General features: G+C 41.8%; 13 protein-coding genes, 9 tRNA genes and 2 pseudogenes. 19 read left to right on the top strand and 5 right to left on the bottom strand.

The annotated features are described in order from the left end of the window. Window positions 1-3 precede the first annotated feature (3 nt). The 14 genes from KUA48_RS01770 (at window position 4) to KUA48_RS01705 (ending at window position 4,135) form a co-directional block, all read left to right on the top strand. Window positions 4-348 (top strand): hypothetical protein, encoded by a 345-nt coding sequence (locus KUA48_RS01770; protein ID WP_119227922.1) that lies wholly within the window; start codon window positions 4-6, stop codon window positions 346-348. A gap of 122 nt (window positions 349-470) precedes the next feature. Continuing rightward, entirely contained in the window at window positions 471-971 is a 501-nt protein-coding gene (locus tag KUA48_RS01765) for a hypothetical protein (protein ID WP_256624502.1), read from the top strand. A gap of 216 nt (window positions 972-1,187) precedes the next feature. Continuing rightward, complete coding sequence (locus KUA48_RS01760; RefSeq protein WP_256624501.1) at window positions 1,188-2,315, top strand: ATP/GTP-binding protein; 1,128 nt, start codon at window positions 1,188-1,190, stop codon at window positions 2,313-2,315. A gap of 47 nt (window positions 2,316-2,362) precedes the next feature. Next, entirely contained in the window at window positions 2,363-2,536 is a 174-nt protein-coding gene (locus tag KUA48_RS01755; RefSeq protein WP_181992771.1) for a hypothetical protein, read from the top strand. Window positions 2,537-2,596: 60 nt separating this feature from the next. Then, a complete protein-coding gene (locus tag KUA48_RS01750; RefSeq protein ID WP_217756601.1) occupies window positions 2,597-3,079 on the top strand; it encodes an energy transducer TonB in 483 nt (160 codons plus the stop codon). 224 nt (window positions 3,080-3,303) lie between these two features. Next, a tRNA-Ser gene (locus tag KUA48_RS01745) sits at window positions 3,304-3,388 on the top strand. 6 nt (window positions 3,389-3,394) lie between these two features. After that, window positions 3,395-3,469, top strand: a tRNA-Arg gene (locus KUA48_RS01740). Window positions 3,470-3,476: 7 nt separating this feature from the next. Further along, window positions 3,477-3,563 (top strand) — tRNA-Ser (locus KUA48_RS01735). Between the two features lie 6 nt (window positions 3,564-3,569). Beyond that, window positions 3,570-3,640: transfer RNA gene (locus KUA48_RS01730), tRNA-Gln, on the top strand. Window positions 3,641-3,649: 9 nt separating this feature from the next. Next, window positions 3,650-3,722, top strand: a tRNA-Phe gene (locus tag KUA48_RS01725). 9 nt (window positions 3,723-3,731) lie between these two features. Next, a tRNA-Tyr gene (locus tag KUA48_RS01720) sits at window positions 3,732-3,813 on the top strand. A 7-nt stretch (window positions 3,814-3,820) separates the two neighbouring features. Continuing rightward, window positions 3,821-3,891 (top strand) — tRNA-Gln (locus KUA48_RS01715). Window positions 3,892-3,982: 91 nt separating this feature from the next. Next, window positions 3,983-4,055: transfer RNA gene (locus tag KUA48_RS01710), tRNA-His, on the top strand. Window positions 4,056-4,060: 5 nt separating this feature from the next. Next, window positions 4,061-4,135 (top strand) — tRNA-Thr (locus KUA48_RS01705). A 241-nt stretch (window positions 4,136-4,376) separates the two neighbouring features. On the opposite strand, the pseudogene KUA48_RS01700 reads toward KUA48_RS01705, so the two are convergent. Continuing rightward, window positions 4,377-4,656, bottom strand: a pseudogene (locus tag KUA48_RS01700) (hypothetical protein); the annotation flags it as partial. A gap of 1,682 nt (window positions 4,657-6,338) precedes the next feature. Here KUA48_RS01700 and KUA48_RS01695 point away from each other — a divergent pair. The 5 genes and pseudogenes from KUA48_RS01695 (at window position 6,339) to KUA48_RS01675 (ending at window position 10,682) form a co-directional block, all read left to right on the top strand. Further along, window positions 6,339-6,716, top strand: coding sequence for a DUF2958 domain-containing protein (locus KUA48_RS01695; RefSeq protein ID WP_153079797.1), 378 nt, complete (start codon window positions 6,339-6,341; stop codon window positions 6,714-6,716). A 64-nt stretch (window positions 6,717-6,780) separates the two neighbouring features. Further along, the gene (locus KUA48_RS01690; protein WP_218433595.1) at window positions 6,781-7,362 is read left to right on the top strand and encodes a ribonucleotide-diphosphate reductase subunit alpha; all 582 of its coding nucleotides are present in this window, start codon (window positions 6,781-6,783) and stop codon (window positions 7,360-7,362) included. Continuing rightward, the gene (locus KUA48_RS01685; RefSeq protein ID WP_218433593.1) at window positions 7,359-7,856 is read left to right on the top strand and encodes an SLOG family protein; all 498 of its coding nucleotides are present in this window, start codon (window positions 7,359-7,361) and stop codon (window positions 7,854-7,856) included. The genes KUA48_RS01690 and KUA48_RS01685 overlap by 4 nt, the downstream gene beginning before the upstream one ends. A 432-nt stretch (window positions 7,857-8,288) precedes the next feature. Beyond that, window positions 8,289-9,569 (top strand): ATP/GTP-binding protein, encoded by a 1,281-nt coding sequence (locus KUA48_RS01680; protein ID WP_217756576.1) that lies wholly within the window; start codon window positions 8,289-8,291, stop codon window positions 9,567-9,569. A gap of 271 nt (window positions 9,570-9,840) precedes the next feature. Then, a pseudogene (locus KUA48_RS01675) lies at window positions 9,841-10,682 on the top strand (aldo/keto reductase). A 114-nt stretch (window positions 10,683-10,796) separates the two neighbouring features. On the opposite strand, the gene KUA48_RS01670 reads toward KUA48_RS01675, so the two are convergent. The 4 genes from KUA48_RS01670 to KUA48_RS01655 all read right to left on the bottom strand — a co-directional run bounded on the left by KUA48_RS01670 (window position 10,797) and on the right by KUA48_RS01655 (window position 12,479). Next, window positions 10,797-10,961 carry a DUF3791 domain-containing protein gene (locus tag KUA48_RS01670; protein WP_252190672.1) on the bottom strand — a complete coding sequence of 55 codons (165 nt, stop codon included), beginning with the start codon at window positions 10,959-10,961 and terminating at the stop codon, window positions 10,797-10,799. 44 nt (window positions 10,962-11,005) lie between these two features. Further along, window positions 11,006-11,512, bottom strand: coding sequence for a DUF3990 domain-containing protein (locus KUA48_RS01665; protein ID WP_118141131.1), 507 nt, complete (start codon window positions 11,510-11,512; stop codon window positions 11,006-11,008). Further along, window positions 11,509-11,742, bottom strand: coding sequence for a DUF3791 domain-containing protein (locus tag KUA48_RS01660; RefSeq protein WP_118141129.1), 234 nt, complete (start codon window positions 11,740-11,742; stop codon window positions 11,509-11,511). Before KUA48_RS01660 ends, KUA48_RS01665 begins: the two co-directional genes overlap by 4 nt. Before the next feature lie 296 nt (window positions 11,743-12,038). After that, on the bottom strand, window positions 12,039-12,479 hold the full coding sequence (locus KUA48_RS01655; RefSeq protein ID WP_215652672.1) for a ribonuclease H: 441 nt from the start codon (window positions 12,477-12,479) through the stop codon (window positions 12,039-12,041). Window positions 12,480-12,488: the final 9 nt, after the last annotated feature.

Here is a 12,488-nt window from a genome sequence, read left to right as displayed (position 1 = left end):
ACTATGGCAAAGAAGAATATGGACATTCTGCTTGGCAACATTCTCGGTAAGGCTGCCATTCATCCTCAGGACAGATTTGACAAGTCTCCTGGGGACTCGAAGGAAGAACGAAATGAAGTTAAAAGCCCTCAGACAGAGAGCGATTCGCCCAATGATGAACCATGGCGACATTTCTCCTTTATCTGCTCAAAGGAACTCGTTGACAAGGTTCAGAGCATCGCCCGAAAGGAAGGTTTCACCATCCGTTCGTTCATGGAATACGTCATGAAACAAGGCGTTGAAGCTTATGAGTCGAAATATGGTAAGGTCAAGAAAATCAGGACTAAAACCATCCGGGAAGTCATGTAGAAAGTGTGGATGTGTAGCCATGTACACATGAATACATTGATACATGTGTACGTTGATACATGTCCACATGTGGATATGAATACAATGAATTTAAATAACATCAAAAACGAAAAGTCATGAAAATGAAAAAGTATCTTTCAATCGCCATCCTTCTGATGATGATGGCTTCACCAGTAGTATTCACCTCTTGCGGCAATGATGACCCGATGGGGGAGGTCGAGAGTCCGGAAACAAAACTGGACGTTTGGACAGAGCCATTCCACATCATGGGTGCGAATGTGGATGAGGTCAAGAGCTATATGGCTCAATCCATGAAGCGTTACCGCCAGGTAGCTGAGACTTCCGGTGACAACATACAGTTGACCTATATGACTGGGCAGGGTAGTGAAGGCGTTCTTTACAGCTTCTCCCGTCTTGACGGTTCACTCTATTCCGTCATTGATACGGAGCGAAGCGTGAACCGTGGGCTTGTCATTGACTATCTGAAGAAGCACTACACGCTTGTTTCAGCCGATGAAGCCAGCCTGCAGTACTGCTTCACCAACCAGAACAAATCCATGGTGATTACAACCATGAAAATTTCAGATTCCTATTTCAATGTGAACTATTCACTGGTTTATTGATAGAGAAAAATAAGATTGCCACCATCAGAACTTCGTGCTCTGGTGGTGGTAATTTTAGATGTCTGTGCGTGCTTGAAGGAGCATCCAGCTCTTTGTTGTGCTAAATAATAATAAAAATAACGTCTGATGGATATAAAAACAAGTTTTATTTCTTATATTTGTAATCAAATTACAAATATCGAGGTTAAAATGGTTTTAGAGATACGTTTAAGCAATATGTTCTCGTTTCGAGACGAGGTGACTTTGGACTTGCAGGCTGCCAAGATTCAGACAAAGAAGGCAAGGGAGCTTGAAGGTAATCTGTTTTCTGTGGATGGAGAACAGATGTTGAAGAGCGTTGCCTTATTTGGAGCCAACGCTTCGGGTAAAAGCAATGTGATTAAAGCCATCAGAGCTTGTGTGAACATGGTTCGTTCATCACATAATTATAATGTTGACACCAGGTTTGCCATTTCACCTTTCAAGTTTGAGGATTATGCCAACAAGCCAAGCTCTTTCTACATCCGTTTCCTGCTGAATGGAGTAGAGTATGAGTATTCCTTCTCCTTTATGCATGATGAAATCATCACCGAGACTTTGTACTATTATCCGAATGGTCGCAAGTCGCTGGTATTCAGGCGTGATGAAAGCAGAGGAACAGAGAAGAAAGACATCTATGAGTTTAAGACAGTTATCAAGCGTCCTTTCGATGTAGCTGACAATACATCGAAGAAGACACTCTATATTTCTCGTGCCAGTCAGATGGACAGGGAAATAGCCCAAAAGATTTTCCTGTTCTTCTGCAATGACATCGTGCTTGATTATCAGGTGGCTAACATTGATTCTCTGGATAATTTGTTCAAGGAACGAAAGGAGCAGATGCTGGAGGTGTTGAGAACGGCAGATAGCGACATCATTGACTTCAAGATTCAGAACAATGCCATTACGACGTTTCATCGTACCAACCCTTCCGTTGCGTTTGATTTTGAGACGGAAGAGTCGGAGGGAACCAAGACTTTGTTCCGGATGATGGTGAGGATGATTGGTATTATCCATGAAGGCAAGATGCTTCTTGTCGATGAGATAGACAACAGTCTCCATACCCAGCTGGTGGAATTTGTGATAGGTATGTTCAATCATAGCGACCATGCCCAGCTCATCTACACCACTCATAACACCCATTTGCTGAACACCGATTTTCAGCGAAGGGATCAGGTGAATTTCGTGAACAAGCGAGAGGATGGAAGCAGTGATTTGTATTCTCTGTTTGATTTCAAGGATTTCCGGGACACGCTGGATATGGAGAAGGCTTATCTGCAGGGACGCTTTGATGCTATTCCTACTATATCTAATCTCACTATTTAGCTTATTATGAAACGTTTTACTTATCTTCGTACATAAATTATAAATATATGGCACAGATGAATCTTACTCCATTGGATGATGTGCTTGACAAGCACTTTGGAAAAGTTGGTACTCCGAAACGTGACGCATTTGAGAGTGACGTGGACGAAGCTTTACACGCTTACCGCTTGGAGCAAGCCGTTAAGAATACTCGTATAGAGCAGAACAAGCCTCTCGATTAGAAAAATGTTACTATTTATAAGATACGTTTAAACGAAAGACTGCGATATAAAATAAATAAGATGAAAGAATTATTGGGTATTATATTATTGACATTATTGGTAGTGCTTGGTTCGTGCAACTCCAATACAAATGTGTCTCTTATGGAAACTTCTCCGCAACTATTTGGTGTACGCCGAGTAAGCTCAGGTAATCCTGACTATAGAAATAGAGAGTTGTTCATAAACGAATTGGAAAAAAAGTGTAAATATCCTATTGAGTTTCAAAAAAATAATTTGGAAGCATACGTTGCTGTTGAATACAAGACAGACCAACGAGGATATATTGTAAAAAAAAGAGTGGTTGCTTGCGACAACAAAAAATTCAAAAAGATAACATTGGATATATTCGACGAAGTTAAAACTCTCAAAATAGCCACTACAGAGAAAATAGATACAATCTACTTCCAATACAAGATACAAGGTTCACCAACTTTAATCCATTCAAAAGTAGATGTCAAGATTATCGGCTATGGCAGCAATAATAAATCAATTTTAATGAAGTAACTCGATTTATCATAAATAATAATTATTAAAGAGTCATGAAAGTATATTAGTCTTTCGTGACTCTTTAATGTCCAAGTATTATAATTTTCCTATAATGCCAATACTATTTCCTCTTTTTTTACTTTTTGATTAAAAATCGCCCTAAAAACAACTTTTTTGAAACTTTTTTCTTGCTACGAAAAAAGACTTCACTCTCCCTTTCTACCTTTGCATCGTCAAAACAAGGAAGTATGGGTGAGCGGCTTAAACCAGCACACTGCTAACGTGCCGGACCGAAAGGTTCCGAAGGTTCGAATCCTTCTGCTTCCGCACTTTGGCTCGTTAGCTCAGTTGGATCAGAGCACGACGCTACGAACGTCGGTGTCGGGAGTTCGAGTCTCTCACGAGTCACAACATTGGAGGTTTGGCAGAGTTGGTCTTATTGCACCGGTCTTGAAAACCGGCAGGCGGCAACGTCTCAAAGGTTCGAATCCTTTAGCCTCCGCAAACTTGCCCTATCGCATAACGGTAGTGCGGCAGATTCTGGATCTGCAAGTGGTGGTTCGATTCCATCTGGGGCAACATCAATAAGGAGCTTTGGCAGACTTGGTGTATGCGCGGGACTGAAAATCCCGAGAACGTGGTTCGACTCCACGAGGCTCCACTTTAAAATTCGGGAGTGCTCCAGTGGCAACGAGGGCGGACTGTAAATCCGCTGTCTGATGACTTCGTAGGTTCGAGTCCTACCTCCCGAACTCAACTTGCCCTATGGTATAATGGTAGCACAACGGGTTTTGGTCCTGTTAGCGAAGGTTCGATTCCTTCTGGGGCGACAAGTTAAAAAAACAACTCCATGGTGTAATTGGTAGCATACCAGATTTCAGATCTGGAGGTGGTGGTTCGAATCCATCTGGAGTTTATATGGAGTTTGTAGCTCAGTTGGTAGAGTGCCAGGTTGTGGCTCTGGTGGTCGTGGGTTCGATCCCCATCAAACTCCCAAATGCTTCAATAGCACAGTGGTAGTGCAGCTCCCTTGTAATGAGCAGGTCGTAGGTCCGAATCCTACTTGAAGCTCCACATAAGAAAGGCTTCTCTTCAGGCAGTTTTGCTAGAAAAGAAGCCTTTTAGCTTTCTTGTAAGACGATGTTTCGTTGATGTTCGTTCATAATTTCCCTCCTTTATCCTTACACAAAGTTCAGAATAGATTTGAGTCTATCCTGTACCTTGTTTAGCACCTGGATGGTGTCTTCGTTGTTCTTATCCTTTTTGTTTTCAAGAAGAATGATAGCCTTCTTTATCAGCTTACAGTCCTCTATGGATAAAGGCATTTCAGTGATAGAGTAGTCTGGATCAGCGTATCTGTAGTATATTCTATCATAAACTTCGATAGGAGCATTGTAGCCAAGTTTGTCAAATCTCATAATCTGTATGTCCATCTGAACAGTTCTGGCGCATACTCCTTTGGTGATTCCCTCCATGTCGTAGAGAGCATCGCTGCATGCTTCCACGAGATCATCGAGAGTCCATCTTCTGTATCTGTTTCTTAAACAGTTGTCTATAGTTTTGTACCTTATTAAGGCATTCTTATTTGCTGGCATAGTTCTTTCATTTTAAGCGTAAAAAATATAGTTGGATTTCATCCAGCTTTTTCTCGCCATGTCTGAGCATATGCAAGCAGTTGACTAAAAAGAAAAAGTTGGATTCTCCCGGCAAGGAAACTCCAACTCTTCAATATTATCTCTGTTCTCTGTGGGGCACGCTGCTACGATACCCGATAGAAATAACTATGCGAATAATGATATGGGAATCCTATACCGGCTGTATCTGATGTACTTGATGTATGTACATAACTATTCCGTTCAAAGCGTCGATAGCTCTGAACGAATGATTGTGATGTTATGTGCATATTTAAATTCATTTCCGTATAGGATTTTTTTTGTATTTTACTTCTAAATTCTTTTAACGGGTGCAAAGATACAAAAATAGTGCGAAATCTTTTTGCGTAGCAGCAAAAAAATGGTATAAACATGCGGATTTTAACCAAAATGAGCTATTCTTATAGTGATAATCGTCTGATTTTCCCTGATAATGCTTCGCCCCACGCCATGAAGGATGCTACTGGAGTTCCACCTGATAGACTTTGCATTTATGTCAGCAGAGCATGACGTAAGTGCAAAGCCCCTCAGTCGGAAGGTGCCCACGAAACGACATCCGGTAGCTTACAAACTGAGTAGGTGGGACGCAAGCGATTCCCACTTAATCAGTTTGACACTACTGCATGTCCATTCGTCGAGAAGGGCACTGGCTCACAGCATCGTCCTTCATTTTCCCTCCCTTCCACCTTATTATAATATAATGGTCTTCTATTTTTTTAATGTATTCATGTGGACGTGAATACATATATACATGGATAGGTGTGTACGTGTACACATGAATATAACTTGAAGCCCTCATACCATGATGAGTAGCAGGCCTTTATAGATTTGCATTTTTATAAACAAGATGATAATGCTTCGCCCCACACCATGAAGGATGCTACTGGAGTTCCACCTGATAGACTTTGCATTTATGTCAGCAGAGCATGACGTTAGTGCAAAGTCCCTCAGTCGGAAGGTGCCCACGAAACGACATACGGTTGCTTACAAACTGAGTAGGTGGGACGCAAGCGATTCCCACTTACTCAGTTTGACACTACTGCATGTCCATTCGTCGAGAAGGGCACTGGCTCACAGCATCAACCTTCATTTCCCTCCCTTCCACCTTATTATAATATCCTGGTCTTCCTCTTTATAGGCATTCTGTCTTTCCTTTATAAATCTGTCGGCTTTTCTTCTTTATAATCTTCGCCCACGCCATAGTCCAGTAAGCATGAACAGTTTGCCAGAGTGTTGTTCTTTCGCAGGCCGATTTTATCGACTTACGAAGGAACAACACGCTGGCTTTTTAAACTGTTGATACTTGCTTGGACTATTCCCACCCGGCTTTTTTATCCCTGCTGTCATTCCCTGTTATATTTTTTTCTTCTTCTTACTGAAACCAGAAGTCTTTGATTCCGTATCGTCTTTGGGATTTCGGGATTCTTTTTCTGCAAAGTTATCGCGTATTTGGCAAATAGCAAGTCGTGATTCGGTAACAATCTTCCTTTTCCATGAAACATGCAAAAGAGTATTCTTCCCATCAGACTTGCCTTATTGCCTTGTACGCACTTTGAAAAGCAGAAAAAGCTTCCCGATCCCAAGTCCGAAAGGACTTAACGAAAGGGAGAAGAAATTAAGAGACTATGGCAAAAGATTTCAACAACCGCCTGATTACTCCAGAATTGGAGAAGGCAATGCAGGACTATCCGCTCTATTCCCAGGATAGCAAGAAGAAGGATGCAGTTTGCATCGCAGTGTTTTTCATCGGCAACGCTCGCTGGTACATTCTTGAAGGACAGCGAGAGAATGATGATTTTGTGCTTTTTGGCATCGTTGTAGGTCTGGCTGAGACTGAGTACAGCTACATTTCTGCCAATGAAATGGCAAGCGTGGAACTGGACGCAACCAAGTTCGGACTCGGCATGGTCAGAGTGGAGCAGAGAAAGCCATTCCAACCATGTCAGCTTTCTGAAATCTTCGACAGAGAGTTGCAGTCTTTCCTCAGCAGACTTTACGATTGAAAACATTTTTCTCGGTGGGTAGTGGCTGATGGCTGCTACCTGCCAAGTAACAACACTTAAAGCAATGAACATGGTACAGGTTTACATCAAGGGACAGGAGGATAAGGAGTTGAGCAGCTTTTTGCGCTATTATCCGGTACGTATCAAGAACATCGGTATGGATGCTTTCTTCGACCGCCAGGTTATCTATGATTTCAAGGATGGTCGAAACCATGCAGATGTGGCGAAGTGCGTGGCAAAAATGCTTGTCAAGAAGTTTGGTCGCAAGGTTCGCAGCGTTGTCTTCTCTTGCGTTCCTGCAAGCAGTCAGGAGCGTAACGAGGCACGCAACAAGAACTTCTCTGAACTTGTCTGCAGGTTTTCAGGAGCAACCAACGGCTTTTCCCATGTCAAGGTTGTTGGCGAACGAACCGCAGTTCATGGCACAAAGGTCAAAAAGGAAGAGCGAGCAAAGCGCTTGAAGGAAAAGAATAATATTGAGGTGGATGCGAACTTCTTCAAAAACAAGATAGTCTGCATTTGGGACGATGTGGTTACTACCGGCACTTCATTCTGTGCCTACACCGCACAATTAGAACAAGTAGGGGCGCACGTAACAAACGGCATTTTCCTCGGCAAGACATCTTATAAATACGTACAACAATGAAAAGAAAGAACATGACAAAGTTTGATAAGGCTGTTTCGGCAGCCTTTACAGGACATCGCTTTTGCAACTTCTCGCAGCAGGAGGTCATAAGAGAGCGATTGACCAAAGCCATTCTCGAAGCTTACGAGCATGGCATCAGTAATTTTATTTCGGGATTCGCCATCGGTATTGACTTGATGGCAGCCCAGATTGTGCAGTCGCTGAAACCTTTCTGCCCAGGAATGACGCTTACTGCAGCCATTCCTTTCAGAGGTCAGGCAGATAGGTTCAAGCCCGGCGATAGGATAGTTTATGATGAACTGATAGCTTCAGCAGATGAGGTGATCATCCTTTCAGAATACTATTACACCCGATGTTTTCTTGACCGAGACGAGTTCATGGTTGAGAATGCATCCCTCCTCATTGCCTTCTATGATGGGAGAGAGAAGGGGGGAACCTACTACACTTTCAAGAAAGCCAACTGTTTGGGCATTCCGGTGGTAAATATATATTGAATAACTCGCCAAATATCAAGTTTATGAATGAATTTGTTGACATCATCGTTATCTACATCGTTTTCCGTGCCATCCTCGCCTTCCTGGGCGCTTGGTGGCATGGAGACGGACGCAACGATTTCAGACGAGACCGATAAAAGAATTGGTCTCAATAGTTTTGTGTACTATTTCTCAATGACCTATACGAGCATGCCGAAAGAATGTCAGTTTCCCTTTTAAACTCATTAGTGTCCCGATTTTTACGGGACACTAATGGGCAACGACCTGTCAATGAAATGCGTCTGTTTTCCTTATCTGCGATGCTGGAAAGGGCTATTTCTTTACTATATCGGATTTTCTGAAAAATATTCTTAATTTTAATGCTGAAAAACCGTATGTTTCATCTTTTCTTTGTATTTTTGCAAAAGAATTACGAATTTAAGCACGAAAGATATGATATTACAATTTAAAGTAAAGAATTTCCTTTCTATAAGAGAAGAGCAGACGCTGGATTTTACGGCTTCTGCTGACAAAACGTATGAAGACTACGCTGTTGTTAAAATAAAAGGTGTTCGCATTTCCAAATTGGGTGTTGTTTACGGACCAAACGCATCTGGCAAGAGCAACATCCTCAAAGCTTTGGCTTGGTTCATTTTTTATTTGGTTGCAAGTCGTTCCAAGAAACCTGGTACAGGCACAGGACTGACACCATTCATGATGGATGAGGATAGCCGAAACCGAAACTCATCATTTGAATTGATTTTCTATATTGGTGATGTCAGATATGAATATTCCGTTGTCTTGAACAACCAAAAGATTTATAAGGAAGAACTGTACTTCTATCCCAATAACCGCCGTGCGCTCTTTTATGAGCGTACCTGGAATGAGGACAAGAGCAATTCTTCAATTTCTTTTGGACCATTGCTGAAGTTGTCTGCAACACAGAAACTATTCATAGAGTCAAATTGCATTTCCAATGCTACGGTACTCACAACCTATAAGAATGCAAACGTTGAAAAGAATGTTGAACTTGACAAAGTCTTCAATTATTTTGAAAGCGAGTTCATGCCTTTGCTCAGCAAGAATGATAATCTTGGACAGTTAGCTAACGATGTGGTAAGATTGGATGCTGACAGCAAGAAGTTTATCTGCGAGATGCTTGAAAATGCTGATTTCAACATTTCTGACATATACATCAAGGAAGAAAAAGGTGAGGTTTCTGAGGAAGCTATGGAGAAGTTCAGAAAGTTAGCAAAAATCTTACATATCTCGGAACCACAGGACAAGATCATATCTACAGAAGAATTGTTCTTCACCCACAAGACTCCTTTCTATACGGGAAGTCTTTCTAACATGGTGGAATCGGAAGGTACCAACCGTATGTACGGTTTGTCGGCATTGTTATTTACACTTATCAAAAACAATCAGACATTGCTGTGTGACGAGTTGGAGAACTCGCTGCATTACGACCTGTTCACCCATATTATCAAGACATTCCTTGTAAATTCAGACCGGGCACAATTGATATTCTCTACTCATAGTCTTATGCTTCTTGACGAGGATTTTATCCGCAGGGATATGGTGTATTTTGCCAGCAAAAACGAATCGGGAGCGACAGAGATTTATCGTGCCAAAGATTTCGGTCTCCATAAGGAAGTGTCCATCCTCAATGCTTACAGAGCTGGTAAGTTGGGAGCGAAGCCTCAGTTGGGCAGTATATTTATTGACGAATAAGATAGGAGGTTAACATGGAAAAGAGACCGCATGAATATACCGTCAAAATCTATTGTGAGGGTTTTACGGAATGGTACTACTTTGAATGGTTGCGCACCATCCATCTTACTCCTGCAGAATATCGCAGGGAAATTTACGGGACTGCTAAGTGATGGCTAAAATTGAAAAGATACTCTATGATAATGCAAATATACAGAACTCTGCTATGCGAAAAAAGCTGTAACTTTGCACCGTCAAAAGAATAGTTGAAATTTAAAAGATTAGTTTAATTATGGAAAAGGAAATATTATTGAATAATGGAGTGAAGATTCCTACACCGGGTTTCGGAACGTTTCTTACTCCTGATGGAGCAACCTGCGTTGAAGCTGTGAAAGCTGCCATCGCTGCAGGCTACACCCACATCGACACTGCTGCTATCTATAAAAATGAGAAGAGCGTGGGCGAGGGAATCAAGGAAAGTGGAATCAAGCGTGAGAATCTCTTTGTTACCAGCAAGGTTTGGAACACGGAGCGTGGTTACGACAAGACCTTGAAGGCGTTTGACAAGACTTTGAGCGATTTAGGTCTCGATTATCTCGACCTCTACCTCATCCATTGGCCAGCCAACGAGTTGCAGTTTGGCAAGGATGCAAATCAGCTGAATGTAGATACTTGGAAAGCGATGGAGCGTCTGCATGAAGAGGGCTTGATCGCAGCATCGGTCTTTCCAACTTCATGCAGCATCATGCAGAGCCAGTAATGGCGAAGGCAAACATCTGTCCAATGGTTGACCAGATAGAGTATCATCCTGGATTCACCCAGAAGGAGTGTGTTGAGTTCTGCAAGAAGAACAATATTCTTGTGGAAGCATGGAGTCCATTGGGAAGAGGTAATGTCTTGGATAATCCTCTCTTGAAGTCAATTGCTGCCAGCCATGGCAAGAGCGTGGCTCAGGTAGTTATCCGTTGGGTGATGCAGACAGGCGTGCTGCCACTGGCAAAGTCGGTTACTCCAAGCCGAATCAAGGAAAATATCGATGTATTCGATTTTGAACTCTCTCAGCAGGAAATGTTTGAAATCGCATCGCTGAAGGCAGACAGAATAGGTTCAGACCCGGATACATGTGACTTCTAATACGGTATGTTTTGGAGTGAAATGCTCTCAAAACATATAAGATGAAAATGTAAAAAGTTACGGAGATAATTCATATTCTCCGTAACTTCTTACATTAAGCCTCCATTTTTGAAGTTATTGGGTTTCCCTCAGTTCTTCTATGAGGTTTTCAAGAATATAATCATCGCTCATAAGCTGTAAACCATATTTCGGGTCAGACAGTTGCTGGTACACCTTAGTAGTGTAAAACAAGTTGAGTGCCCTTTCTGCATCAATATGCAGAGTTTCTGCCAGCATCATTATTATTCGGCTTTGTTTGCGCCATAATACAGAATCCCTCATAGTCAATCCTCCTTTTCTATTTGTTCTGACGAAATAAACGACAGATAGTTGTCAACAATCTCTTGGTTCAATATGCAGAGTTGATGATTTACAGCCTTGTATTTCAATTGTCCTAGGGCTTGCTCGGCTGTAATGACATTGTTCTCGTAGTCTTCTACTGTATCAATGACATTATCGTTGGCAACACCACCTTCCACGATGTCATACATGGTTTGCTTTGTACCTCCTTTGCGGCAATCTACAACATATTCCAGCCATTCAAGGTTGTAACTGTCGAAGATTTTAATGCGATAATCCTTATTCTTTACTGCGTCATAATCAAATGAATATATAGATAAAGTCGGTAGGGCGTTGCGTCCTTTTCTCTCTGCAATAGTTTTTGCCCATGAGGAAGCCTGTTGGCGCAATTTGGTAAGGTAGAAACCTTGCCCAAAGTCCACCTTCTTTCTTCCTAATTTTACAAGTGGTTTACCAACTTGTATATAAGAGCCATGATATAGTGTTATCATACTTCTTTCTCCCAGTTTAATAAAGTTTCACTAATGTCGTCTGCCACCCAGTCAAGGCTTTGTGTATGAAGGTCTTCATACCGTTTAATCAGCCTACGATGAATCAGTCCCTGCTTCAGCAGGCGGTCGTGCATCTCCTTTCCGGAAATGCCCAATTTACGTGCTCCACTCTCTATTGCCATAACGGCGAAGTGAATATGTCTATATGTATTATTGTCTGAATATGCCATATTCTGTATTCCGTTTATTTTGTATTCTTTATTGTTCCTTCATGCTCTAATCATTTGATAGATATGCGCCTGAATCTATGGGATAAGCCAAGTTCAACCCCATATTGGCACTATATATCTGCAAAAATACAAAAAATATTCAGAAAAGTGATTTAATGAATGAATTTTGTTTGCAGGACGAACTTGATTTAACCTTATTTATATGCTAGAGGGTTGTTGATGGCATCTTGAATAACCAGAAATCCTTAATGACCTTAATGACCTTGACCTTAATGACCGGAAACGCCCCTAAACATTCATTTATTTTTCTGATGAAACTCCTTCCTTGTCTTAGCCATTGCTTCTGTAGCCCTATCGTGGGTCTTTATCAGCAATGGACTCTTGTGATATTGCACAATCTTGACCCCAACTGAGTTGTGCCTTTTCTTTTCCTCGATGCATTGAACTATCAAGTCCGGATTTGCCGACTTTGATGTTGGAGTCTTATCAAAGTTCTGAATATAGGCAGCGTTGGTCAGGAAGAGAATGTCGGAACCTTCCGGGATTTCCTGCATTACCTTAACCATGAGGGTTAACATCATGCGGAACTCTGTAGTGTGAAGGTCGCTGATTACATCACGGCTGATGATATTGCCGTTATGCTCAATCACAACGGCAGCACCACCAGCTCGCTCTTTATGGCCATAATCACATGAACCACCTATCCAAACGTAATATGTAGAAGTATCTTGTGTCATAATTATTCT

It is taken from the genome of Segatella copri (assembly GCF_019249795.2).
Lineage (GTDB): Bacteria > Bacteroidota > Bacteroidia > Bacteroidales > Bacteroidaceae > Prevotella > Prevotella copri_B.
The sequence above is the reverse complement of the archived record's forward strand: the minus strand, read 5'-3'. Positions and strand labels throughout refer to the sequence as shown.

Coding starts and splice junctions, on each gene's coding strand:
- KUA48_RS01680 (WP_217756576.1), top strand. CDS start 8,289: ATGATATTACAATTTAAAGTAAAGAATTTCCTTTCTATAAGAGAAGAG.
- KUA48_RS01755 (WP_181992771.1), top strand. CDS start 2,363: ATGGCACAGATGAATCTTACTCCATTGGATGATGTGCTTGACAAGCAC.
- KUA48_RS01690 (WP_218433595.1), top strand. CDS start 6,781: ATGAACATGGTACAGGTTTACATCAAGGGACAGGAGGATAAGGAGTTG.
- KUA48_RS01670 (WP_252190672.1), bottom strand. CDS start 10,961: ATGATGCTGGCAGAAACTCTGCATATTGATGCAGAAAGGGCACTCAAC.
- KUA48_RS01660 (WP_118141129.1), bottom strand. CDS start 11,742: ATGGCATATTCAGACAATAATACATATAGACATATTCACTTCGCCGTT.
- KUA48_RS01685 (WP_218433593.1), top strand. CDS start 7,359: ATGAAAAGAAAGAACATGACAAAGTTTGATAAGGCTGTTTCGGCAGCC.
- KUA48_RS01760 (WP_256624501.1), top strand. CDS start 1,188: ATGTTCTCGTTTCGAGACGAGGTGACTTTGGACTTGCAGGCTGCCAAG.
- KUA48_RS01770 (WP_119227922.1), top strand. CDS start 4: ATGGCAAAGAAGAATATGGACATTCTGCTTGGCAACATTCTCGGTAAG.
- KUA48_RS01655 (WP_215652672.1), bottom strand. CDS start 12,479: ATGACACAAGATACTTCTACATATTACGTTTGGATAGGTGGTTCATGT.
- KUA48_RS01765 (WP_256624502.1), top strand. CDS start 471: ATGAAAAAGTATCTTTCAATCGCCATCCTTCTGATGATGATGGCTTCA.
- KUA48_RS01665 (WP_118141131.1), bottom strand. CDS start 11,512: ATGATAACACTATATCATGGCTCTTATATACAAGTTGGTAAACCACTT.
- KUA48_RS01750 (WP_217756601.1), top strand. CDS start 2,597: ATGAAAGAATTATTGGGTATTATATTATTGACATTATTGGTAGTGCTT.
- KUA48_RS01695 (WP_153079797.1), top strand. CDS start 6,339: ATGGCAAAAGATTTCAACAACCGCCTGATTACTCCAGAATTGGAGAAG.